The organism is Rhodococcus sp. AH-ZY2, from assembly GCF_030916465.1.
In the GTDB taxonomy this organism is placed as follows: Bacteria; Actinomycetota; Actinomycetes; order Mycobacteriales; family Mycobacteriaceae; genus Rhodococcus; species Rhodococcus ruber.
The window spans coordinates 1-21,100 of record NZ_CP126460.1 but is presented as its reverse complement, the minus strand read 5'-3'; the positions used below and the strand labels follow the sequence as shown (position 1 = coordinate 21,100).

The window sequence follows — 21,100 nt, the reverse complement described above, 5'->3', positions numbered from 1 at the left end:
CGGAGATGTTTGTGACCGACCAGCTGCGCCGCGCGGCGCTCGCGGGGGCGGCCCTCGCGAGCGGACTTGCCGTGTTGACCGGATGTGGCGACCAGCCGCGCGCCGCTGCGGCAGTGTCCACGTCGTTCAGTGGCCAGGTTGTCACCGGTACCAGCACCGATCTGGGAAGCATCGTCTTCGGCTGGGGAGATACGCACTCGGACACCGAGATCACTACACCTCGACCGGACGAGGTCACCGCCCGGTGCACCGGCCACGGCCACGACTTGGCCGTCGAGATCACTGCTGCGCACGGGTGGACGATTCGCGCTGCGTACGGCTCACCGGTGCTGACGGTGGCCAACACCGACCAGCAGCTGCCGGCCGCCGAGATCGACACCACCACCGCGTTGATCGCTGCGCCCGAGCCGGTGGACTGGTCCGAACCCGACCAGCTCGATATCGCCGTGGCCGCCGACCGCCCGGACGAGTGGAGCAGCGAGCACAGCGGTCGGGTGTATGTCTCGGTGCACGTGGACTGCCGCTGACCGGTGTCACATCACGTCCTTGGTGGACGTTGCTGGCGCACGTACACGACTGAGGTTCGTACTACGTGAACAGCGTTTATAAGTTTTCCTATATGCAGGTATGCTGGTGGGTGCGATCTCAGACAAGTGCGACGCCAGCAGGAGGTGCGCCATGACGACGATGATGAAGCCCGATGAGCAACTCATCGCGGATCTGGGCCGGGAGAAAGCCCGGGAAACCGCTGCGCATATCGCGTATCTGCGGCATCTGCGTCAGCTCCACGAGCGTGGTTTCATCCAGGTGCGCTTGGCCAAGATCGTCGGCGTGAGTCAGCCGACGATCAGTGACATGCTGCGCCGCGCTCGTGTCGATGCTCCTGATGTGCGGCCCGGTACGCACGGGGGGACCGCCTACGAGATCGCCGCCCGCTATGCCGCTGGTGAGATCTCGCGCACTGCCATGTTGCGTGAGCTGACCGGATGGAAGTACGAACGCCCTGCCGAGCCCAATCCCTTCGAGTGGGCCGAGGACGGAAACCCTGCCACAGAAGGAAGTTTCACCGTGCAGGTCGGGCGTGCTCTGCGTGACGGGTTCCTCACAGACGAGGACTACGATGCCCTGCTCGAGGCGCTGGCAGACCGCTGACCTGTGCTCACACCCGCCGACATCGACGCCCGCCGTAGTTTCCTCACCTCCCTCTCCGCAGGGGAGGGACCGCTCCAGCCTGATGCGCCCCATGCCACGGTCAACAATCGCCGCTGGTTCCGGCGGATCGACGGCGCCCCGGTGCCCACCAGCGCGCGCCGACGACTGCACGAGCAGATCCTCGAGCGGTGGCGCGCCGCGAACCCGCATGTTGCCCGCGAACGCTCGGCCATCGTGATGGCCGGCCCACCCGGTGCGGGCAAGTCCTCGTCCCACGATCAGCTGTTTCGGGGCCGTGATCGGCGTCGATGGCGCGAACTCGACGCCGATGTGTTCAAGCGCTACCTGCTCGAAGCGGCTCTCGCCGACGGCACCCTCGAGGAAATGTTGCCGCCGGAATTGCGCGCAGCACAGGGAGAGGACAGTCGGTTCTATCCTTTCGAGTTGTCGGCGCTGGTCCATCGTGAATCGACCGATGTTCTGTTCGCTGCTGCCGAACGCGATGCTATCGCGGACGGGGAGAACCTGATCATCGATGGCACTCTCGCGTGGAAAGCCCACGCCGAGCGGCTCCTGCGTCACTTGCAGCAGGCCGGTTACACGATCCACGTCGTCGATGTCGAAGCGCCGCAGCACGTGGCCGCCGAGCGGATCGTGACCCGCTGGCGTCAGGGGCTGCTGCGGGCGTTGAGCGAGCCTGCCGATCCCGTCGCACGTCTCGGTGGCCGTTGGGTGCCGGCCACCGCGGTCGACGCGCTGTTCACCGAGTTTCGCCAGCCCGATCATTTGCCGCTGCGCGGCCGGTCGGTCACGCAGGTCAATGCGCTCGAGGTGAGTGAGGCGAACACCGCGGTCGGGTGCTACGACCTGTATCGCACCGACGATGCGAGCCGCGGTGCTGAGCACATCGAACGTCGTGAGCGGTCGACCGAGGGTGGGGAACTACATCTGACATGGACGGCGGCTTCGACGCCGGTCGAATGAACAAGGCGCCGAAATCGCGAGAGTGCGTTGAGGTTCTCTCACGCCAGTGCATGTGATGTCGAAGATGCTCACCCGTGACAACAGTGAGGGGGTTCAGGAACGTGGGGTACGCGTAATCTCGCCGGGAAAGGGCGACGATCTACAGTTTTCGCCAGGGGGCTCTCGGGTCCGCGAGTGTGTCGAGCATGAGCTGGCACCAAAGGTAGGCGGCGTTCACAGCCAGGTGTCCATGACGTGGACCGAGACCTGTAGGTCTCCGATCGCGACCGTGGCCGGTGCCGTAGGCGTTGCGCAGTTCGGCGACGCCTATCGCGATGCTGAGCGCCCCGCCTAAAGATGTTTCGGTAATAGGGCGTGTCGTTGCACGTGATTCGCGCCGTGCTGCTTGATCATTGACGAATGGCAGGGAAGAAGACCGGTTCCGGCGAGGAACCCGACCCCCGGAAAGTCAAGCAGCGCGGTACCCGCCGTGATCTGGGGGCGTTGCGTGAGCGGCGGATGCGGGCGGCGGAGATGTTCGCTGCGGGGCGGCGGCAGATCGATGTCGCGGTCGAGCTGGAGGTGTCCCAGCAGACTGCGTCCCGCTGGTTTCGGCAGTGGACCGAAGGCGGAAGTGAAGCGCTCGAAGGTGCAGGTCGGGCGGGTCGCAGGCCGCGTCTCGACGACACCCAGGTCGAGGTGATCCGAGAAGAACTGCTCAAAGGACCCCAGGCTCACGGCTTCGCCACCGGGGTGTGGACCCTGGACCGGGTCGCGATCGTGATCGAGCGGCTCACCGGCGTGACTTACGGTCCCACCCAGACCTGGACGATCCTGCGGACCCGGCTGGGTTGGAGCCGGCAGCGGCCGACGCGGCGGGCGGTCGAACGCGACGAGGATGCCATCGTGGCCTGGCGCGAGAACGAGTGGCCGCGGATAAAAAAATAGCGCGGCGCCGAGGTGCATGGATCTGCTTCCAGGACGAAAGTGGCGTATCGCTGCTCCCGGTGGTCCGCGCGACCTGGGCGCCGAAAGGTGTCACACCCGTACTCCGTCACCGTTTCTCGTGGAAGCGCATGTCCATGGCCGGGGTGCTGGCCTATCGCCCCGACCGCAGCGAAAGCGCGTTCGTGTTTTCCATGACCGACGGCGCCTACAACACCGACAGGCTCATCGAGTTTCTCACCGAACTCCGCGCCCACTTCGCCGGTGAGAAGCTCATCGTGCTCTGGGACGGGCTCATGGCCCACCGGTCCCGGGCGATGACTGCCTGGCTGGCCACCCAACGTGACTGGCTCCACGTCGAACGCCTCCCGGCGTATGCGCCCGAACTCAACCCGATCGAACAGGTCTGGGGGAACATGAAATCCACCGAACTGGCCAACCTGTGTCCCGATACCCTCGACGAGGTCCGCACCGCGACCGAGACCGGGCTGGCCCGGATCGGCTCGAGCTACGACCTGTGCCTCGGTTTCCTCGACCACACCGGACTTTCCTTATGATCCCCACTCACTCAATTACCGAAACATCTGTAATATGCGCTTGACGCCGGAACCGCCATCAGGGCTGTTAACACCTGCTTGGTTAGGTCGGAGTGACAGTGATTCTTGTGCGCGGGTGGTGAGTTGCCCGAGGTCGTCGTCCTTGGTGAAGGGAACATCCCGGTCGTTGAGTACCAGCTTGGCGGTTGATTCGATCAGCTCTTTCGCGCTGCCGATTGCCAACTCGGGATCGTTCTCGACCGCTGATTGAATGCGTTTCAAGTGTGAACGAATCACAGATGCCTCGGTAAGATTTGCCAGCGCGCCTTCCGGCAGGCTGCGTGAGGGGAACTCGAGGCGTCCGGTTTCCATGTCGCGCTTGTATCCGTCCCGGGCTAGAGAAGACCAGAACTTCTCGACGTACTGTTCCTCGAAATCCTCGAGTATGCGTTCCATCGCCCGTAGTGCGCGGGCGACATGGTTTTCGTCGGTCCAATCCACCGACTCCATGTATGCCTGAGCAGTCTGTCGGCGAACGCTGGAGTCCTCGTAGGTCGAGTCGGGGTTCGGTGCGAAACCCTCGTCCTGGAATGCGGTGGTAATTGCCCCCACTGTGCTGTCGGTGGCAGCGTCTCGGAATCTTCCGCGTGTGCCTGGGCTGACGAGGTCCACCCGGATCATTCCGCAGCGTCCTTGGTGGGGGTGCGCCGGCGTGGCTTGCGTAGGTCGGTGCGCGCGCCGCGTCCTGGCCGGTTGCGGGCCCATTCGACGATCTCGCTGCGCTTCCACAGGGGTGTGTTGCCGATCTTCTCGACCGGTTTGGGGGCGTGGCCTCGGTTGACGTAGGAGTGGAAGGTCACCGGCTTGATCTCGTCGCCGGTTTCTTCTTTCAGTACCTCGACGCATTGCTGTGCCGTGAGGCGGTTCGGGTTCGCCATCGTTTCTGGCCTTTCGTTTCTCGGGCACGGTCATCGCGGATGTGCCGGGGTCCGGTTCCTGCAACTTTACATAGAGGGCTTGCTTTGTGGAAACGTGCGCGGGCCTGCTGGGATGTAGCCGGAGTTGCAACATAACAAATGTGAATTGTAAAGTTAGGGGCGAAAGAGCAGACCAGGGAAGGGGAATCGGATGTCGATCATCACCGCTATGGCAGCGACTGCGCTGGCGGCACTGCTCGTCTGGACGATCGGTGCTCCGATTGCCCGCCTCGGCGGCGCTCTGCTGGCGATCGCCTCGCTGCTGTGCATCATCTCCGGTGACCCGATCGCCGCCCGCACACCGCTGCTCCTGGGCGGTGTGGCGCTGTGGCTGGCCGGTCACTTCCTGACCGCCTACAAAACCCGGGTCTGGTCCTCACGGCTGGCCGAGAACTTCGTGACCCGCACGCCGCTGCGCTACCTCGATCCGGTCCGCGGCCATGAGCACCGCCATGCACGCCGCACCGCTGCGCACCGCACACCGGAGTCGAACACCCACCAGATTCAGTCCCCGATCGACCACTTCGCGCAGTGGGAGCAGGAACTGGCCGCCCACACCGCTCCCACCGTCCCGACCACATCCACTCGCCCCGTGGCCAAACGCGTCCCCGTACGTCCGGCCGGACCCTCGCGCAGCACCGTCTACGGCAAACGCGCCGCCAAAATCGCCACCAACATCGCCGTCCGCAAGGTCCCCGGTGCACGCGCCGCCCGCTCGGCCTGGCGCTTCGTGCGCTGACCGCTCCTTCTATCGGCTCCCTTCATTCGCACACACCCTCAGAAAGGTGGACCGCTCATGTCCGCACTGACCATCACCCACACCCACGCCGACGGCACCCTGATCGACGGCACCGCGCGCGGCGACGGCTCCGCCCAGATCCTCAAAGCCCAGCGCTGGCGCTGGTCCCGCAACCTCGGCTCGTGGTACCTCCCGCAGTCGCGGGACCGCCGCGCCAAGCGCACCCAGATCGACGCGACGGCCACCGCGTTGCGTACCGCAGGGTTCACCGTCGAGGTCGATATCGGCGACACCTACCGGCCCACCGCCGACGTCGAATCCGACAAGATCGCCCGCCAAGCCGCCCGCGTCGATGCACTCGATGCCAAGGCCGACCGCAAGGCCGGCACTGCCGAGGCCGCGTGGGCCGCAGACCAGGCCGCACATGATGCGCTGCCCGAGGGCGGCGAACCGATCAAGGTCGGCCACCACAGCGAGACCCGGCACCGCCGCGCGGTGGAGAAGTCCTGGAACGCGCTCAGCAAGGCCGTGGCAGCCGAACGTGAGGCCGCAACCGCGCGGGGTCGCGTCGACGCCGCAGCCAAGACCACCGATCGTCGCTACGCCCCGGTCACCGTCGCGCGCCGGATCGACAAGCTCACCGCCGAGCTGCGCCGCCTCGAACGTGACCGCGACGGATACACCCGGACCCTGCACACCAACAAGCAGACCGGCCAGAAGTACGTCGAGACCCACGAGGCTGCGAGCGGGGACTACCGCGAGCGGATACTCGCCGAGATCGAGCACACCGCCGACGAGCTCGTCTACTGGAAAGGCGTGCGCGCACACCAGATCGCCGCAGGCACCGCGACCGCCTACAGCCGCGACGTTGTGGCCGTGGGCGATGTGGTGCGGTACGTCGGGCACTTCCACCGAGTCCTCAAGGTCAATGCGAAGACGGTGACCATCGGCTCGATCGTCGGAGGTTCGTGGACAGATCGCGTCCCCTACACCGAGATCCGGGGCCTGCGAGACGGGCAAGGCCGCCCGGTACGTATCGACGACGGCGCGCGGGTGGTCGACACCGACGCCGACACCGGGCCTGACGCCGCCTGAACTGCTGCTTCCCGGGGCGCTCGGACAGTCCGAGCGCCTCGACCCTGCGACCTGGACACGATGGGAGAACACATGACCGAGACCCTCACCAACCGGCACGGCGACGAGATCGCCGTCGGGCAGCTGTGGACCGACGATCCGCGCCGCACCACCGTGCGGACACTGCGCATCGACGACCTCGTTCGCGAAGGCAACCTGGGCCCGCGCGCGGTGTGCACTGTCATCCGCTCCTACGACACCGAGACCGGGCAGGTCACTACCCCGGGGAGGGTGGTGTCGATCAAGGTCGACAGCCTGCACACCACCGCCTCGGGCCGGGGCTACCGGCTCGAAGCTGGCCACCCGCCGGCCCTCGGCATGTAGCGCCTTCGCGTACCCCGAGAAACCCCGTGACCTGCTGAGATGACACGTCCCATCGGGTCGCGGGGTGCTGGCGTCCCTGGACCGGGCCGCGGTTCGTGACAGAGGAGCGATACAGCCTGTGACCAGCACGAACGACACGTCCCGACGGGGGAGTCGGACCCGCGCACAAGGTCGAGATACGTCCCCACTGCGGCCCTAGGATGTCTGCCGATCATGATCGAGACTCGAGGAGGTGCAATGCCGCTACAGACACAGACGCCACGCGCATGGGCGAATGCCGTGCTCGCCGACGGGGCGGCCTGCATCGTCGATGTGGAAACCAGCGGGCTGGACGGGTCGATCATCGAGATCGCCGTGATCGACGCCGCGACCGGTGAGGTGCTGCTCAACACGCTCGTGGACTGCTCACCGGTCGAGATCGAACCCGGAGCCATCGAGGTGCACGGACTGACCGCTGCTGACCTGGTTGGTGCGCCGCGCTGGCCGGAGGTCTTCGCAACGCTCGCAGCGGTCACCGCGAGCCGTGTGGTGCTCGCCTACAACGCGAAATTCGACCTGGGCCGGGTCCTGCACGACTGTCGACGGGAGGGGATCGACCCGGCGCACCTGGCCGACCCCGACCGCTGGCAGTGCGTGATGGCCCGCCGCTGCGAGGCGCTCGGCCTCGGACCGGATGGTCGATTGCGGCTCGGTGGTGGCCATCGCGCGCTCGCCGATGTGCACGCGACTCGCGCGGTACTGCGGATGCTCGCCGATGGGCGACCCGATACCGATGGGTCTGCTGCCTTGGCGATCCGTGCCAGGGAGGGATCTTGAGAGGTGGCCGTCGACAGTCGATCACCCGGACGACGTGGTCAAGCCCCAGAAGGTGGTGTAGGACGGTGATCCCTTCTCCTGTCCTGACTATGCAGCAGGAATCGCGGCAGCAGGTTCCGTAACCACCTCCCCGACACTCTCCGGCGCGGTGCCCACAGCACGACAACGAGCCAGCACCTCGAGCCCGAGATACCGCCGGCCCTCCGTCCATTCATCGGTCTGCTCGGCCAGAACAGCACCGACCAACCTGACGACCGCGTCACGGTTGGGGAAGATCCCCACCGCATCGGTCCGACGTCGGATCTCTCGATTGAGACGCTCGGCCGGATTATTCGACCACACCTGAGTCCACACATCCTTCGGAAATGCGCTGAACGACAACAGATCCTGGCGGGCATTGCCCAGGTGCTCGGCGACCGCCGGGAGCCGGTCCTCGGTGTACTCGACAAGACGATCGAACTGGGCATCGACCGCATCGGCGGTCGGCTGGTCGTAGACCGAATGCAACATCGCCTTGACCGCCGGCCACATGCTCTTCGGACACACACCCATCAGGTTCGCCGCGTAATGGGTCCGGCATCGCTGCCACGCAGCACCGGGCAGGTTCGCCGCGATCGCATCGACCAGACCACGGTGTGCATCGGAGGTGACCAACCGGACCCCGCTCAGACCGCGGGCGACCAGGTCGGCGAAGAAGGTGTTCCATGCCGGCCCGGTCTCGCTGGTGGCCACGTGCAGGCCCAGCACTTCGCGGTGCCCGTCGGCGTTGACTCCGGTGGCGACCATCGCGACTGCGTTCACGACCTGCTTGTTCTCGCGGACTTTCATCGTCAATGCGTCGGCGGCGACGAACGTGAACGGGCCCGCGTGATCGAGTCGGCGTTGCCGGAACGCGGCGACCTGTTCGTCGAGGTCTTCGGCCATGCGTGAGACCTGGGACTTCGACAGTGCGTTGATGCCGAGGGTTTTGACCAGCTTGTCCATCCGGCGGGTGGAGACCCCGGCCAGGTAGCAGTCGGCGACCACGGTGATCAATGCCGCTTCGGCGCGTTTACGGCGTTCGAGGAGCCATTCGGGAAAATACGTCCCGGACCGGAGTTTGGGGACGGCGACGTCGATGGTGCCGACGCGGGTGTCGAGCGGGCGGCGTCGGTATCCGTTGCGCTGGTTGACTCGTTCGGTGGACTGTCGGCCCCATTCGGCGCCGCAGACCGCGTCGGCTTCGGCGGACAGCAGGGCGTTGATCATGGTTTGTAGCAGTTCGCGCATCAGGTCGGGAGACGCGTCGGTCAGGGCTTGGTGCAATACACCCGCAGGGTCGACAATGTGGGGTGCGGTCATCGTGATGACTCCGTTCGAGGATTCTGTGGAAGGTTGACTCGAAGGATCACGCGGTGACCGTTTCACGTCCAGCAGCGACACGCTGTCGGTTGTGGTGCTGGTCACCGGGTTACACCACTCTATGGGGCACTACTGACGACGTCTCTGATAACTCGCCTGCTCATGCGAAGCTCAGCCCGTGGATGAACTGCGGATGGTGGGTAAGTGGTGGCTGTCGGAGACCCCTGAAGTGCGGGTCGGTGGGGTCCTGGAGATCGATACGAATGGACGGAGTCGTCTGGAACTGACGGATTCGCTCGCCGCCGACATGGGTGCGAAGGTGGTGCATGGCGCGGCTGATGGGCGCCATGTGACGCTGCTGGAATGCCTGCCCGCAAATGGCGGGAAAATCACCGTGGGCGAGCAGTACACAGTTGTTGAGGTCTTTCGGTCGCGGGTGGTACTCGTCGGCGTACATCTCGGGTCGGAGGACGAGCAGGCGTTCGATGGTCTTGAGGTGGAGCTTGCGAATCTCACGGCGTGGACACAGCGGACCGGCATCGATCGCAGGAGCTTTTACAAAGCGGATGAGGACGGCTCGGACAAGCTGAAGTTCCGTAGGATCACTGTGGACCCCAGTGAGCTGGATTCGGTCTCTGCTCAGTTGAAGGAGTCCGAGGAGACCGTGACGCTGGGTTGGACTCTGAATATGCCGGGAACGGCGGTAGGAGCCTGGGAGCGCGGGTTCACCGTAAAAGAACGTGCAACCGTTACCGTTCGCTCCGACGAGAAAAGAGCATGGAACGGGTTCGACGACACAGTGTCCGCAGTGCGTGATCTGGTCACGTTGGCCACCCAGGTGGGGTGCCGTGTAGGGAAGAAAACCCTCCTCATGAGGGACGATGACGCGGACTTGAGGGATTACCGCGTAGGGCTCTATTTCGATGCCGGCTCAGGTAAGGAACGCGCGGTGTCTCCCCACGACATCATCTTCACCCTGAAAGATGTGGACTGGGACACCCTCTTGCCCGCATGGGTGGCGCTGCGGAAAAAGGTGGGATTGCCGCTCGATGTGCTTTTCAGCCTGGACTACAACGAGGGCGGTTACTACGAGAACCAAATCTTCAACGCGGCGTCCGCCACCGAAGGGTTCCACGCCGCTTTGTGCCCCGAGTCAGTCGGACTCCCAACCGAGCTGCACGAGAAGGTGAAAGCCGCAATACGGGACTTGTTCCCAGAGGATAAAGACGCCCGTGCATGGATCAGACAGCGCACAGGTGACAACCGACCTGGACTGAAACAGAGGATCACGGAGATCGCGAAGATCCCGGACCAGACAGCAGTGGAGAAACTACTGACCGATGTGGATATGTGGGCAAGGTGGTTGCGAGATGCACGAAACGCTCTCGGCCACCTTAATACCGGCGAGCTAGAGGAAAGAGTTCCCGAGCAGGTCCGGTACCGGCTCGCCTATGTCACAAAGGCGTTGCTCCACTTGGTGCTCATGCAGGAGCTCGGGTTGAGCGCGGCTACACAGCAGAAGGCTGTAGAAAACAACTTCGGCTACTCGGCTCGCGCGTTCGGCGAAGGGGTCCGCGCGGCGAAGGCGTAGACGCCAGGGATGAGGGTCTGTGGTTGGGCGGGGTGCTCAATGCGTACAGCGAACTACTGAAAGTGGGCTCTGAGCTGCATAGATGACACGTCCCGCCGGGTAACCGGCGGTCAAGGCCGGGTGTGGGGAAGCGTTCCCTGCGCCCGGCATTTTGTTGTCGGTTTTCTGGTCCTCGAAAGATGCGTTGATCTGCGGTGACGGCACCCGAGTTGCACCAGGTGAGGTGGTTTCCGGGGTAGTCCGGTGCGTCTGTGCAGGTAGCAGCGGTGCGTGTACGGAAAATGGCACACTAACGGCTCGGTAGACTCCGCCTCATGGCCGCCTACATCCGCAAAGTCCGCATCGCCTCGGGAGCGACCGCGGTGCAGATCGCGGCCAAGCAGGGCCGCCGGGACAAGGTGCTCGAGCACCTCGGATCAGCCCACACCGACAGCGAACTCGCCGCCCTGCTCGAGGCGGCGCGGGAGAAATTGCTCGCCGGCCAGCAGGAACTCGACCTCGACCTCGGCACCACCAGCTCTGCACCGACGATCACCGGGAAGCGGTCCCGGTGGCTGGTCGAGGTCATTGCTGCTGCGTGGCGACGTCTCGGCTTCGATGTCATCGACAACGAGGCGTTCTTCCAGCTCGTGGCAGCCCGGCTCGTCGAACCGACCTCGGTTGCGGATGCGGGCAGAGTGCTGCGGGAGATCGGGATCGCCCCGGCCCACCGCAACACCTTCGTGCGGACCCTGAAGCGGTGCACTGGCCACGGTTACCGCGACGACATCGCACGACGCTGCTTCGAGCATGCCGCCACCGCGGGGGATCTGAACCTGCTGCTCTACGACGTCACGACCTTGTATTTCGAAGCTGAGAAGGAAGACGAGCTCCGTAAGGTCGGCTACTCCAAGGAGCGCCGGGTCGACCCGCAGATCGTCGTCGGGCTGCTCGTCGACCGCACCGGATTTCCCTTGGAAATAGGGTGTTTCGAAGGAAACCACGCCGAAACCCGCACCATCGTGCCCATCGTGCGGCAGTTCCAGGCCCGCCACAATATCGACGGGGTGGAGATGGTCATCGCCGCCGACGCCGGCATGTTGTCGGCGACGAACCTCAAGGATCTCGACGCTGCAGGACTGAAGTTCATCGTCGGATCGCGGGTGACGAAGGCACCGGCGGATCTGGCCAGTCATTTCCACTGGAACGGGGACGTGTTCACCGACGGGCAGATCATCGACACCGTCACCCCACGGCACGCCAAAACCGTGGTCAACGACCTCACCCGTCGCAGTGAGCCGGTATGGGAGCCGACCGACGCGACGGCGTGGCGGGCGATCTGGGCGTACTCGACCAAGCGTGCCGTCCGGGACAACCAGACGCTCAACGCGCAGGAAGCCCGGGCCCGGGGGGTCGTCGACGGCACCCGTGCTGCTAGAGCACCGCGGTTCGTCAAGAGCACCGCGAAGGGCAAATCCCTCGATACCGATGCTCTGGCCCGGGCGCGTTCCCTGATCGGTCTGAAAGGCTACGTGACGAACCTGCCTGTCTCGCTGATGAATCCACAGGAAGTCATGGCGAAGTATCACGATCTGTGGCATGTCGAGCAGTCGTTTCGGATGTCGAAGACCGACCTGCGGGCCCGCCCGATCTTCAGCCACACCCGCGATTCCATCGAGGCGCACCTGACCATCGTGTTCGCCGCCTTGGCGATCTCACGCTACCTGCAGGACGCGACCGGGATGTCCATCCGGAAGATCGTTCGGACCCTGCGTCCCTTACAGGAAGTCACCATCACCATCGCCGGCCACGAGCACACCGCCTTCGATCCGCTCACCGACGACGCCGTGCACATCCTCCACTCCCTCGGCATCGCGAATCCCCGGTCGGGGTTGGCACACTAATCTGGTGCAACTCGGGTCAAGGCCGGGTGTGGGGAAGCGTTCCCTGCGCCCGGCATTTTGTTGTCGGTTTTCTGGTCCTCGAAAGATGCGTTGATCTGCGGTGACGGTACGTCCCGGAGGGATGCGAGCGGAGGGAGTGACGGCCAAGGGGTTGCAACAATGCAAATGTTGTTTGTATAGTAACCCCTGTCCAAAGCACCGAACGAAGGAGAAGGAAATGTCGAATACCCCTGTTGCAGAACTCATCACCGTCACCATCACCGGAACTCCGGTGCGCACCGAGGTCGCCGAGATCCTCAACTACCGAACCGACTTTTTCGGCGGCCGGGTCGCCGACGTGCGCCTGGCCGACGGCACCATCGCCCGGCACGTCGATGCTCTCGACATCGAGGTGGGCGTCGCCGCGCGCGCCGCGCGCACCGCCGCCTGATGTGCCTGCCGATCTCGAATCCACGCCCCAGTACAGGAGAATGCCCATGACTGCACCCGTCACCGCACTGCCCGCCGGGTTCGCCACCGAGGTCGACGGAGCCGCCGCGCTCATCGTCGGCGGCGTCCACAGCTTCCCGCGTCATCCGCAGCGCGGCGCGCTGGGGCAGCCGTTCGCGGGTGCGCAGAGCTCGGCGTCGGAGGTCGGGGTGATCGGCGTGCCGCTGTACGCGCTGGTTGCGGTCGAATGGGCCACCGAGGTGCGCACCATCGAGCGGGACGGCAGCACTCGCACGGTCTTCGTTACCGGCTGGCTGGGCACTCCGCAGGGGGTCACCTGGTCCTTGCGCCCGGCTGTCCATGACGTCGAGCGTGGGCTCTACCGGCTCGATGATTCTGAACGGTTCGCCGCATCGGCGTCGACGGCCGAAGTGCCTGCTGCGATCGCGGGTGTGGTGCGGTCCTGGGGGCTGGGTGCGGTTCCGGAGCGGGTGCGGGTCCACAACTTCCCGCTATGAGGCGCATAGGTGCAGGTAGAAGGTTTGCCCACCTTGAAGTTGTCAAACGACAACCACAGATATAGAATCGAGTTGTCATTCGGAAACGGAAGGTGGAGGATGGACAAGTACAAGGGGATCGACAAGGACACCCGCAAGATCCTCAAGGCGGTCGAGGAGGCAGGTTTCGTGGTTCGCCGAGCCAAGAGCCACCTGATGGTCTACAAGGACGACGCGCTGATCACGACGTTCTCGGCCACCGCGAGCGATCCGCGGGCGTTCAGAAACGGTCTCGCCCCGCTCAAACGAGCGGGATTTCAGTGGCCACCGCGTCGCTGACGATCAAGGGCCGGGGGTGCTGATATCACCCCCGGCCCGGCCTCATTGTCCACCACCGACCGCGCCGACCCCGCACCGCACCCGAGAGGAAACACCGACCGTGACCGCACAGTCCTACAACGTCATCGCCGAACTCGACACCGAGTTCGGACCGGAAAGCGCCGAGCAGCTGCTGGGCCCCATCGCGGACTACAGCGGCGCGGCCGGGCGCTCCGAACTCGGCCACGCCGAGGTTATCTTCACCGTCCCGGCCGACTCGGTACGTCAGGCCAATTCCACCGCGCTGGCGATCCTCGAGACCTACCCGTGGCCGCTGCGCTCGGTACGGGTGCTGCTCACTGCCGATTACGACCGCCTGCTCGACGGCGTGGATCTGCCGCCGTTGCTGTCGGTTCAGGAGGCTGCCGACCGGCTCGGAATCAGCCGCCAGGCCGTGCTCAAGGCGATCACCGCCCAGCGGCTGCCCGCCGTCCGTGTCGGCGGCACCTGGATCGTGCGCGAATCCTCGGTGCTCGCCCACGCCCGCCGCAGCGCGTGAGAGTCACCCTGTTGGTCGAACCTGGCCCTCTCGAGGACAATTCGCGTCCCCGGGCACGCTGTCGTGCCCGGATCACTGCTCGACCTCCACCACAGAACCGACAAGGACCGTCATGCCCACTTCAGCGCTCGTGCTACCGGGAGATCGCCAGTGCCCGGTGCTCATCCACGTCCCGCACGCCTCCCGCGTCATTCCGGCCGAGATCCGCGCCGACCTGATTCCCACCGACGTCGAGCTGGCCGCCGAACTCGATGAATCCACCGACACCGCGACCGACGAGATCGCCGCCGCCGCCCGGCGACACAGCAGCCTGCGGCCGACGACCGTGGTCAACACACTCTCGCGACTGGTGATCGACCCGGAACGGTTCACCGATGCCGGCGAGCCGGCCGATGTCTTCGGCCGGGGCGCGGTCTACACCCGCACCTGCGCCGGCCGCCCGCTGCGCACCGAACCGTATCCGCGTGCCGCCGAGCTGATCGATGCCTATTTCCGTCCCTATGCCGACACGGTCACCGCCGCCGTCGACGAGTGTCTGCACGCGTGCGGGCGTGCGGTGCTCATCGACCTGCACTCCTATCCCGCCACCGCGTCCGGTTTCGAGGACCGGAGCGCCGCGCGCCCCGCACTGTGTATCGGCACCGACCGGGTGCACACCCCGGCGTGGCTGTCCGAGGCTGTCCGTGGCGCATTCGCGTCCCTGTCCGAGATCGACCGGATCGGCGAGAACACCCCGTATGCGGGCAGTTACGTGCCGCTGCGTCACTACGGTCGCGACGAGCGCGTGATCTCGGTGATGATCGAGCTGCGCCGCGATGTCTACCTCACCGACCCGCGCACCCCCGACCCCACGCGCGTGGACCGGCTCGGTCGCGCTCTGGCCACCGTGATCGACCACGCCACCGCACAGGTGGCCGCGAATGTGTAAACCCAAGCCCGGCCCGCGCTGCACCCCACACGTGCGCGCCCGCCTCGATCAGGCCACCGCGCGCGTCGCGACGGCCCGCGCTCGGCTGGCCGAGCATCCGACGCACACGCGGGTGCAACGCCGCCTCGCCGCCGCCGAAGCCGACTACGCGCAGACCCTGGCGCTGTACGACTCCACTCCGGGCGGCCAGGACGACCTGCGTGCCGCGATCGAGGCCACGACCGACCCACACGACCGACACGCGCTGACCGTCCGTCTGCGGGACGCTGAAAGGCTCAGAACCGAACAGGTCGACGCGCTGCGCCGTGCCCGCACAGAACACACCGATGAGGAAGGAACCGACGATGCACCACGAGGAACCGATGACGCAGGCGCGGCGCGAAGCGTTCTGGAGGACGTTCGGCTGGAGTCCGGACCTTCCGGAAGCCGAACGGAAGGAGATCGAGGATCGGTGGACCGATCCGAAGATCGAGGAGGCCGAAGCCCTCGGCTTCTGATCAACGGCCAGCAGATCACCCCGGTCGCGACGCACCCCCTGTCCGGCGACGTGCGCGCGAAGCTCGAGTCCCGGGGGTTGTCTGCGCCGCCACTGCACGAGTTGGCACCGTCCGATGCTGGGGTCTATCGCGAGCAGGTGCTCGAGCTGACCCGCAAGAATCCGCACGCGGCGTCGGTGTACGTCTACGACGAGGACGAATACCGGGCCATGCGGCTGCTGGTGACCGACGACGGCAAGGCTGGTGTCGCCCTCAAAGGCGACGAGATCGTTTCGGTGTTCGCGCACAAGGACTGCGCACACCCGCGCGCGGCGCGCGCGATGCTCCGGCACGCCACCGCGCTCGGCGGGCACCGGCTGGACTGCTTCGACACCGTGCTGCCGGACCTGTACGCCGATGCCGGGTTCGTGCCTGTGGCACGACTGAGGTGGAACGACGACTACGCCCCGATGGGTGGGACTACGAGACCTTCCGCGCGTTCAACGACGGCCGCCCCGATGTGGTGTTCATGGCCTACGACCCCGATCGTGTCGATGGCAAGTACACGCCCGGGGCGGGGAAGTACGTCGAGGACTACGACGACGGCATCGCTCGCGCGCAGCAGTACCGCCCGAGCTGACCGGTGCGGCGCGCTGTGGCTCGAATCCGTCCCCGCAACCGAGTGTGTCGGTTGCGGGGGGCGGCTCATTTCCCATCCGACCTGGGCAGATGGCATGTCCCGCGGCGCATGTGCGGACCTTCGGGGAACCGGCAACGTCGCACGGTTGACACATTGCAAACAATATTTGTATTGTTGGGGTGCGCCGCCCGGTGCGGCGAGGATTCGCAGGCGAGTAGTTCGCCCACCTTCGGTCGGCGCGTGAATCCCCAGATCCGAGCAGCATTTCCGCAGATCCAACGATACAAAACACGTTTGTTTTGTACTCGATCGTGACGTGACCATTTCGGCAACGTCCTGACGACGGGAGCCCGACAGTGACCCTCACACCTCCGCAGTGGACCACCCCCACCGACTACCGCAGCCTGATGCGCCTGCGCCGCGCCCTGCCCGCCCCGATCCTCCACAAAGCCCTCGGCACGCTCTTCGAGGACATCGACCTGCACACCCTCGCCGTGCGCGGAACCCACCTCGCCCGCCGCGCCCCCGCCGACACCGCCGCCGCCGCAGAGCTGGCCGCCATCGCCCGCGTCCTGGCCGAGGTGGTCGCCTCGCCGAGCGCCGCCCGCATCACCACCACCATTGCCGCGCTACGCACCCGTATCGGCCACACCCACCGCAACGGCTTCGAGCTGCTGATGTTCGCCTACCGCGACCTGCTCGACGACCCCTGCGCTCGGCACTACGGCGCCGACGCCCAGGCAGCCGCACCCGCACACCCCCACGACACCCGCTGGAACGAGGCAGCCGCATCATGAGCATCGACTACGCAGCACTGCGGGCACAGGTTCTTCTCGCCGCCCGCGAAGGCCGCGCCACCTACCTGCCCGCCGGGGCACGTGCAAACCCCACGGCACAGGTCTTCATCGACGGCGAATACATCGGGCAGGCAAGCACGGTCGCGCACTACGTCCGCACCGACCACGACAACCCGGCCTCGGTGTACGCGGAAACCGTTCTGCTGCCCGGCCGCGACCACCAGATCCCGGACCGCCTCAAGATCCCGAAGCACTGAGGCCGACGTCGAGGCTCTCCGGCCACCCGGCACCACCGAATCTCCGACGAAAGGACCATCACCATGACCAACCCCACCGCCGCAGCGCCCGAGCCGTACCTGTCCGGCGGCGAACGCGCCGCCGCCCACGGCGCGCACTACATCGAAGAGACCGTGCGCGTGTACCTCATGCGCGACCTGGCCGGTACCGACACCTGGGTCATCGACCCCACCTGTTTCGGTGACGCGCTTCCCTCGGAGTACGACGAGCCGCAGAACTCCGAATGCCGGTGCGAGACACCCGACGAGTGCGCCGACATCGTCGACCGGATGGACAAGGTCGGCCTCCCGGACGGCGAGGACCTGATGTTCATGCTCGCCGCCGCGCTCGGCTACACGCTCACCAAGACCGACTCCTGAGCGGAGCAGGCCGGGCCGCGCAGCGCGGCCCGGCTGTGCGGCATGTGCTCATACGACCGAAGACAAGGACCTGCCCGATGAACTCTCCCGACCTGTTCTCCACCACGCGCACGATCGCAGATCTGGCCGCTGTGCGCGACGCTCACGCCCCGATTGCTCTGGACCCTGCCACCGACATGGCCCCGGACCACACGAGCGCCACACGGGCGCTTTCGGCACTGTGGGCGCTGGTGCCGTACGCCGAGCGCACCGGAGCGACCCCTGACGACCTCGAGTCGGTCCTGGCCGACCTGACCGCTGATCTTCGTCACCTGGCGGACCGGCTCGGCACCGACTGGCACGAGATCACGCGCCGCGCGGATGGCTACTACGGCGACGAAACCGGTGGCACCGATCAGGGGCCGGCTCCCGCCCGCCGTCCGGCGGCTCCCGAGCTGGAGGTCATCGTCGTGCGCGATCCCGACGGCCCGTCCGTGATCGAGGCGTTCCTCGACGGCGTGCCGGTCCGGCCCACCGAGTACGTCCTCGACGCCGGGGCGGGCTGGCACTGGGAGGACTGGATCGAGGCACGTGATGCGAATCTGGCGACCGCCTCGCCCGCTGCCCGTGCCGCGCTGCTGAGCCACTACGACAACCCGCCCGGTGGGCAGTACGTCGAAGACCGCGACGACGCCCCGTGGATCGATTCCGTCCCTGCGCCTGCCGCTACCGTCGACGGAGCGGCGCAGTGACCACGATGGCGTCCGGAACCCGGCGCACCGGCTCGATGCTGCGCCGCGCGTTCCCCTCGTCCGCCGATCGCTATCGAGCCCTGCTCGGCCGTCGCGCAACAGTCGCCGCAGTACCGGACTACCTGCGGATCTTCGACTCGATCGGCATCACCACCGTGGCCGCGCGAGCGGTGCGCCTGGCGACCCGTCAGGCCCGAGGGACCGCGGAGGAGGTGGCCACCCTCGAGATGCTCGACCGCCGCACCGGCGAGATCGTCGGGCACCGGGTAGGAGCGGAGTTGTACGCGGCGGCAACAGTGCTCGGCGAGTATCTGGCCCTGCCTGCCACCGATCAGTTCGTCGCGGACATGGCCGATGTGCTCGGACGCGAGCGGCGCTACGAGCTGCGCACCGACGTCGAAATGGTGATGCTGACCTATCGGCTGCTGCTGCTCGACCCCGGCGGCGGCATAGAAAACATGCTGTGAACTGGGGAGATGGCACGTCCCGGTGAGCGTGGAGCTACCGCCGGGTCGGATGGTTCGAAAAAAGCCGTTCCCACGCCTTGACACTATGCAAACGTACTTTGTATAGTTGGGGAGTCCCCAACGGAAGGAAAGGATCATGGAGAACACCCTCGAACAGGCCCGCGCCCGCTACGCCGCAGCGATCAAGGGCGGTGACGAGGCGGAGTTCATCGCCGCGAAGTCCGCGCTGATCGCCACGACCACCGGCACCGTCCTGACCGACGAGCAGGCCGCCTACATCTAAGCGGCCCCGCGACGAACCCCACCGGCTGATATCCGGTGGGGTTCTTCCATTTCCGACCCCTGCCAGCGACAAGGCGACATGACACCGACACTGAGTCTCGACCCGATCGACTACCCCGACGGCGACCCGTACCGCGACCCCGCCGTCCATCGCGCCCGCGAGCGGTTCTGGTGGCACCAGGCCATCGCCGACGAGCTCCGACGCCTACGCGACGAGTGCGCGAACCCGACGACCGGCAGCGGTTATCCCGCCTTCAACGTCCCCGGCCTGGCCGGGAACATTCCCGGCGCACACCTGCTCGACACCGTGCGGCACTGCCGCCAGATGATCACCTGGGGTGAACTCGTCAAGGCCGAGCCGCTGTGGGACTCCGAGCCCGATCTGTGGGTGGCCCTGCGTGAGCCGCCCGCCGCCTGAAGCTCGACCGCGAACACGAAAAACCCGCCGTTACCTGCAACGATGGCACGTCCCGGCGAAAGGCCGGCGCATCGCCTCGATGTAGCCGACCGCGCCGATACCTCCGCCCTGACCTGCGTCGACGCCACGTCCCACACGGACGCACGAGGCCCGGGCGAGACCGGTCGAGGCAGGCATCCGCGATATCCCCGGTTTGAACTACACAAATCAGATATGTAAAGTAACGGGCGTTGGAAACGCGACTGACCAGCCCGAATAACCCCGCCGAATCAGGTGGAGACAAGGAGTTCATGGTGGACAAAATGGTGACAGCAGTGCGAATCGATGTAGACGGCACTGCGGCTGTGATCGAACTGGCGGGCACCGAAGAGCGGGGCGTCGGTACGGCCCTGCGCGCGGCGCTGGATTGCCGGATGTTCGATGTGGTGCGGATCGGCCCGGGTCTGGACATGTGGATCGACGAAGAGGGCCTGTTGGTGGGGGAGCCGGTGGTCAATCGTGTGGCGACCCTGATCGCAAAGGCCCACGGCTTCGTGTGGCAGCCGTATGTGGGTGCGGTGGTGTTCACCTCGGTCGACGACGAGGGGGAGACGCAGAGCCTGCGTGAGGGGCAGGTGGAGGCGTTGTTGACGACGGCGCGTGTGGGCGGTGCGGTCGTGGTGGATGCGACGGTGGACGCGGCGGAGGTGGGCGCGTGATGCGTTCGGTGGTGATCGAGTGGACCGAGGTGTCGTCGCACTGGTGGTGGTGAATGTGCCTGCGGATTTCGACCTGAAGGTTGTGGGGTTGGGTGATGTGCTGGGTTCGCTCGAGGATGACGGTTTCCTGGGGGTGGTGCGGGAGGGGATCGTGGTGCGGTGTCTGGATGCGCTTGATCCGGCGGCTGAGGGGTTGTTCGGTTGTTGATGGGGTGGGGGGCCGGGTCGTGTGTGGCGGTCCGGCCTTCTGCTGTGTCGGCGGTGGGTGAGGGTGCGGATGTGTGCTGTGAGCTGGGGTGATGGCATGTTCCGGTGGGGCCGGCGGGTGTGGGTGGGGTTGTGGGGTGCTGTTTTCGGTGTGTTTGTGAAATGTGTTGTGGCACAACGGTTGTTGTGAATCCTGTTGTTGTGCTGGGGTTTATCGAGGCAATGCGCATGGCGGTTTGGTGATATCGGGTTATGTGCTTGGTGCGTAATTGATTTGGTGATTGTGCGTGTTTTCGTTCGTCTGGTGCTGTCTTGGGGTGTGGGGTAGGATGGGGGCATGATGTCGGGACGGGGAGTCAGCAGCGCGGCGGTGGTGTGCGCGGCGCGCGCAGCGCGTCCCGGTCTGTCGATGCTCTCCGGTGTGGGATGTGAGGTGACGATGAAAAACGTTGGTGAGCAGGAAATCTCGCTATTGAGCGGAGCGCAGCGACGCGGGCGACGGCAACGTGACTGGACCACCGCCGAGCCGCGCAGCGGCTCCCGAGCGGGGAGCGCAGCGACCCGCCCGTTCCCCGGCGCGGAGCGCCGGGGAGGCG

At 65.9% G+C, this 21,100-nt stretch carries 30 protein-coding genes; 26 read left to right on the top strand and 4 right to left on the bottom strand.

What is annotated here, in order from left to right; translation table 11 throughout:
• Positions 1-5: 5 nt before the first annotated feature.
• The 3 genes from QNA09_RS27565 (at position 6) to QNA09_RS27555 (ending at position 2,136) form a co-directional block, all read left to right on the top strand.
• Positions 6-527: a hypothetical protein gene (locus QNA09_RS27565; protein WP_231912158.1), complete on the top strand. Its 522-nt coding sequence runs from the start codon at positions 6-8 to the stop codon at positions 525-527.
• Between the two features lie 151 nt (positions 528-678).
• A complete protein-coding gene (locus tag QNA09_RS27560) occupies positions 679-1,152 on the top strand; it encodes a hypothetical protein (RefSeq protein WP_068156919.1) in 474 nt (157 codons plus the stop codon).
• 141 nt (positions 1,153-1,293) lie between these two features.
• Positions 1,294-2,136: a zeta toxin family protein gene (locus QNA09_RS27555; protein WP_308072613.1), complete on the top strand. Its 843-nt coding sequence runs from the start codon at positions 1,294-1,296 to the stop codon at positions 2,134-2,136.
• Positions 2,137-2,275: 139 nt separating this feature from the next.
• Here QNA09_RS27555 and QNA09_RS27550 read toward each other — a convergent pair whose 3' ends face one another.
• Complete coding sequence (locus QNA09_RS27550; protein ID WP_082921222.1) at positions 2,276-2,485, bottom strand: abortive infection family protein; 210 nt, start codon at positions 2,483-2,485, stop codon at positions 2,276-2,278.
• Between the two features lie 50 nt (positions 2,486-2,535).
• Here QNA09_RS27550 and QNA09_RS27545 point away from each other — a divergent pair, with 50 nt between their 5' ends.
• On the top strand, positions 2,536-3,063 hold the full coding sequence (locus QNA09_RS27545) for a winged helix-turn-helix domain-containing protein (RefSeq protein WP_064257835.1): 528 nt from the start codon (positions 2,536-2,538) through the stop codon (positions 3,061-3,063).
• Positions 3,042-3,617: an IS630 family transposase gene (locus QNA09_RS27540; RefSeq protein WP_197481974.1), complete on the top strand. Its 576-nt coding sequence runs from the start codon at positions 3,042-3,044 to the stop codon at positions 3,615-3,617. Before QNA09_RS27545 ends, QNA09_RS27540 begins: the two co-directional genes overlap by 22 nt.
• 15 nt (positions 3,618-3,632) lie before the next feature.
• Here QNA09_RS27540 and QNA09_RS27535 read toward each other — a convergent pair whose 3' ends face one another.
• Both QNA09_RS27535 and QNA09_RS27530 read right to left on the bottom strand, forming a co-directional pair.
• A complete protein-coding gene (locus tag QNA09_RS27535; protein ID WP_156665279.1) occupies positions 3,633-4,277 on the bottom strand; it encodes a hypothetical protein in 645 nt (214 codons plus the stop codon).
• Entirely contained in the window at positions 4,274-4,534 is a 261-nt protein-coding gene (locus QNA09_RS27530; RefSeq protein WP_064257778.1) for an AlpA family transcriptional regulator, read from the bottom strand. Before QNA09_RS27530 ends, QNA09_RS27535 begins: the two co-directional genes overlap by 4 nt.
• A gap of 208 nt (positions 4,535-4,742) precedes the next feature.
• Here QNA09_RS27530 and QNA09_RS27525 point away from each other — a divergent pair, with 208 nt between their 5' ends.
• From QNA09_RS27525 to QNA09_RS27510, 4 genes are all read left to right on the top strand, one after another.
• Positions 4,743-5,312, top strand: coding sequence for a hypothetical protein (locus tag QNA09_RS27525; protein ID WP_231912163.1), 570 nt, complete (start codon positions 4,743-4,745; stop codon positions 5,310-5,312).
• A gap of 57 nt (positions 5,313-5,369) precedes the next feature.
• Positions 5,370-6,407: a DUF3560 domain-containing protein gene (locus tag QNA09_RS27520; RefSeq protein WP_308072611.1), complete on the top strand. Its 1,038-nt coding sequence runs from the start codon at positions 5,370-5,372 to the stop codon at positions 6,405-6,407.
• Between the two features lie 72 nt (positions 6,408-6,479).
• Positions 6,480-6,770 carry a hypothetical protein gene (locus QNA09_RS27515; protein ID WP_064257781.1) on the top strand — a complete coding sequence of 97 codons (291 nt, stop codon included), beginning with the start codon at positions 6,480-6,482 and terminating at the stop codon, positions 6,768-6,770.
• 213 nt (positions 6,771-6,983) lie between these two features.
• Positions 6,984-7,586, top strand: a complete 603-nt coding sequence (locus QNA09_RS27510) for a 3'-5' exonuclease (protein ID WP_308072609.1) — start codon at positions 6,984-6,986, stop codon at positions 7,584-7,586.
• An 87-nt stretch (positions 7,587-7,673) separates the two neighbouring features.
• On the opposite strand, the gene QNA09_RS27505 is transcribed toward QNA09_RS27510, so the two are convergent.
• Positions 7,674-8,927, bottom strand: coding sequence for an IS256 family transposase (locus QNA09_RS27505; protein ID WP_012477009.1), 1,254 nt, complete (start codon positions 8,925-8,927; stop codon positions 7,674-7,676).
• Between the two features lie 178 nt (positions 8,928-9,105).
• Between QNA09_RS27505 and QNA09_RS27500 the strand changes: the two genes are divergently transcribed.
• The 17 genes from QNA09_RS27500 (at position 9,106) to QNA09_RS27420 (ending at position 20,505) form a co-directional block, all read left to right on the top strand.
• Entirely contained in the window at positions 9,106-10,518 is a 1,413-nt protein-coding gene (locus QNA09_RS27500; protein WP_068156935.1) for a HEPN domain-containing protein, read from the top strand.
• A 314-nt stretch (positions 10,519-10,832) separates the two neighbouring features.
• Positions 10,833-12,401, top strand: a complete 1,569-nt coding sequence (locus QNA09_RS27495) for an IS1634 family transposase (protein WP_308072608.1) — start codon at positions 10,833-10,835, stop codon at positions 12,399-12,401.
• Positions 12,402-12,618: 217 nt separating this feature from the next.
• On the top strand, positions 12,619-12,831 hold the full coding sequence (locus QNA09_RS27490) for a hypothetical protein (RefSeq protein WP_308072607.1): 213 nt from the start codon (positions 12,619-12,621) through the stop codon (positions 12,829-12,831).
• A 46-nt stretch (positions 12,832-12,877) separates the two neighbouring features.
• On the top strand, positions 12,878-13,348 hold the full coding sequence (locus tag QNA09_RS27485; RefSeq protein ID WP_064257718.1) for a hypothetical protein: 471 nt from the start codon (positions 12,878-12,880) through the stop codon (positions 13,346-13,348).
• A 99-nt stretch (positions 13,349-13,447) separates the two neighbouring features.
• Positions 13,448-13,666 carry a hypothetical protein gene (locus QNA09_RS27480; protein WP_024100336.1) on the top strand — a complete coding sequence of 73 codons (219 nt, stop codon included), beginning with the start codon at positions 13,448-13,450 and terminating at the stop codon, positions 13,664-13,666.
• A 100-nt stretch (positions 13,667-13,766) separates the two neighbouring features.
• Positions 13,767-14,204 carry a helix-turn-helix domain-containing protein gene (locus tag QNA09_RS27475; RefSeq protein WP_064257716.1) on the top strand — a complete coding sequence of 146 codons (438 nt, stop codon included), beginning with the start codon at positions 13,767-13,769 and terminating at the stop codon, positions 14,202-14,204.
• 112 nt (positions 14,205-14,316) lie between these two features.
• A complete protein-coding gene (locus tag QNA09_RS27470) occupies positions 14,317-15,132 on the top strand; it encodes an N-formylglutamate amidohydrolase (protein ID WP_308072606.1) in 816 nt (271 codons plus the stop codon).
• A complete protein-coding gene (locus QNA09_RS27465; protein ID WP_308072604.1) occupies positions 15,125-16,492 on the top strand; it encodes a hypothetical protein in 1,368 nt (455 codons plus the stop codon). Before QNA09_RS27470 ends, QNA09_RS27465 begins: the two co-directional genes overlap by 8 nt.
• Before the next feature lie 112 nt (positions 16,493-16,604).
• Positions 16,605-17,045 carry a hypothetical protein gene (locus QNA09_RS27460; RefSeq protein ID WP_012476936.1) on the top strand — a complete coding sequence of 147 codons (441 nt, stop codon included), beginning with the start codon at positions 16,605-16,607 and terminating at the stop codon, positions 17,043-17,045.
• A complete protein-coding gene (locus QNA09_RS27455; protein ID WP_121209305.1) occupies positions 17,042-17,302 on the top strand; it encodes a hypothetical protein in 261 nt (86 codons plus the stop codon). The genes QNA09_RS27460 and QNA09_RS27455 overlap by 4 nt, the downstream gene beginning before the upstream one ends.
• A 63-nt stretch (positions 17,303-17,365) precedes the next feature.
• Complete coding sequence (locus QNA09_RS27450; RefSeq protein WP_217580537.1) at positions 17,366-17,701, top strand: hypothetical protein; 336 nt, start codon at positions 17,366-17,368, stop codon at positions 17,699-17,701.
• Between the two features lie 77 nt (positions 17,702-17,778).
• Positions 17,779-18,432: a hypothetical protein gene (locus tag QNA09_RS27445; protein WP_308072603.1), complete on the top strand. Its 654-nt coding sequence runs from the start codon at positions 17,779-17,781 to the stop codon at positions 18,430-18,432.
• Complete coding sequence (locus tag QNA09_RS27440; protein WP_308072601.1) at positions 18,429-18,899, top strand: hypothetical protein; 471 nt, start codon at positions 18,429-18,431, stop codon at positions 18,897-18,899. Before QNA09_RS27445 ends, QNA09_RS27440 begins: the two co-directional genes overlap by 4 nt.
• Before the next feature lie 136 nt (positions 18,900-19,035).
• Positions 19,036-19,182, top strand: coding sequence for a hypothetical protein (locus QNA09_RS27435; protein ID WP_156665280.1), 147 nt, complete (start codon positions 19,036-19,038; stop codon positions 19,180-19,182).
• 78 nt (positions 19,183-19,260) lie between these two features.
• Positions 19,261-19,599, top strand: coding sequence for a hypothetical protein (locus tag QNA09_RS27430; RefSeq protein ID WP_308072600.1), 339 nt, complete (start codon positions 19,261-19,263; stop codon positions 19,597-19,599).
• Positions 19,600-19,829: 230 nt separating this feature from the next.
• The gene (locus tag QNA09_RS27425; protein ID WP_308072599.1) at positions 19,830-20,297 is read left to right on the top strand and encodes a DUF3846 domain-containing protein; all 468 of its coding nucleotides are present in this window, start codon (positions 19,830-19,832) and stop codon (positions 20,295-20,297) included.
• A gap of 19 nt (positions 20,298-20,316) precedes the next feature.
• Positions 20,317-20,505, top strand: a complete 189-nt coding sequence (locus tag QNA09_RS27420; protein ID WP_156666288.1) for a hypothetical protein — start codon at positions 20,317-20,319, stop codon at positions 20,503-20,505.
• Positions 20,506-21,100 lie beyond the last annotated feature (595 nt).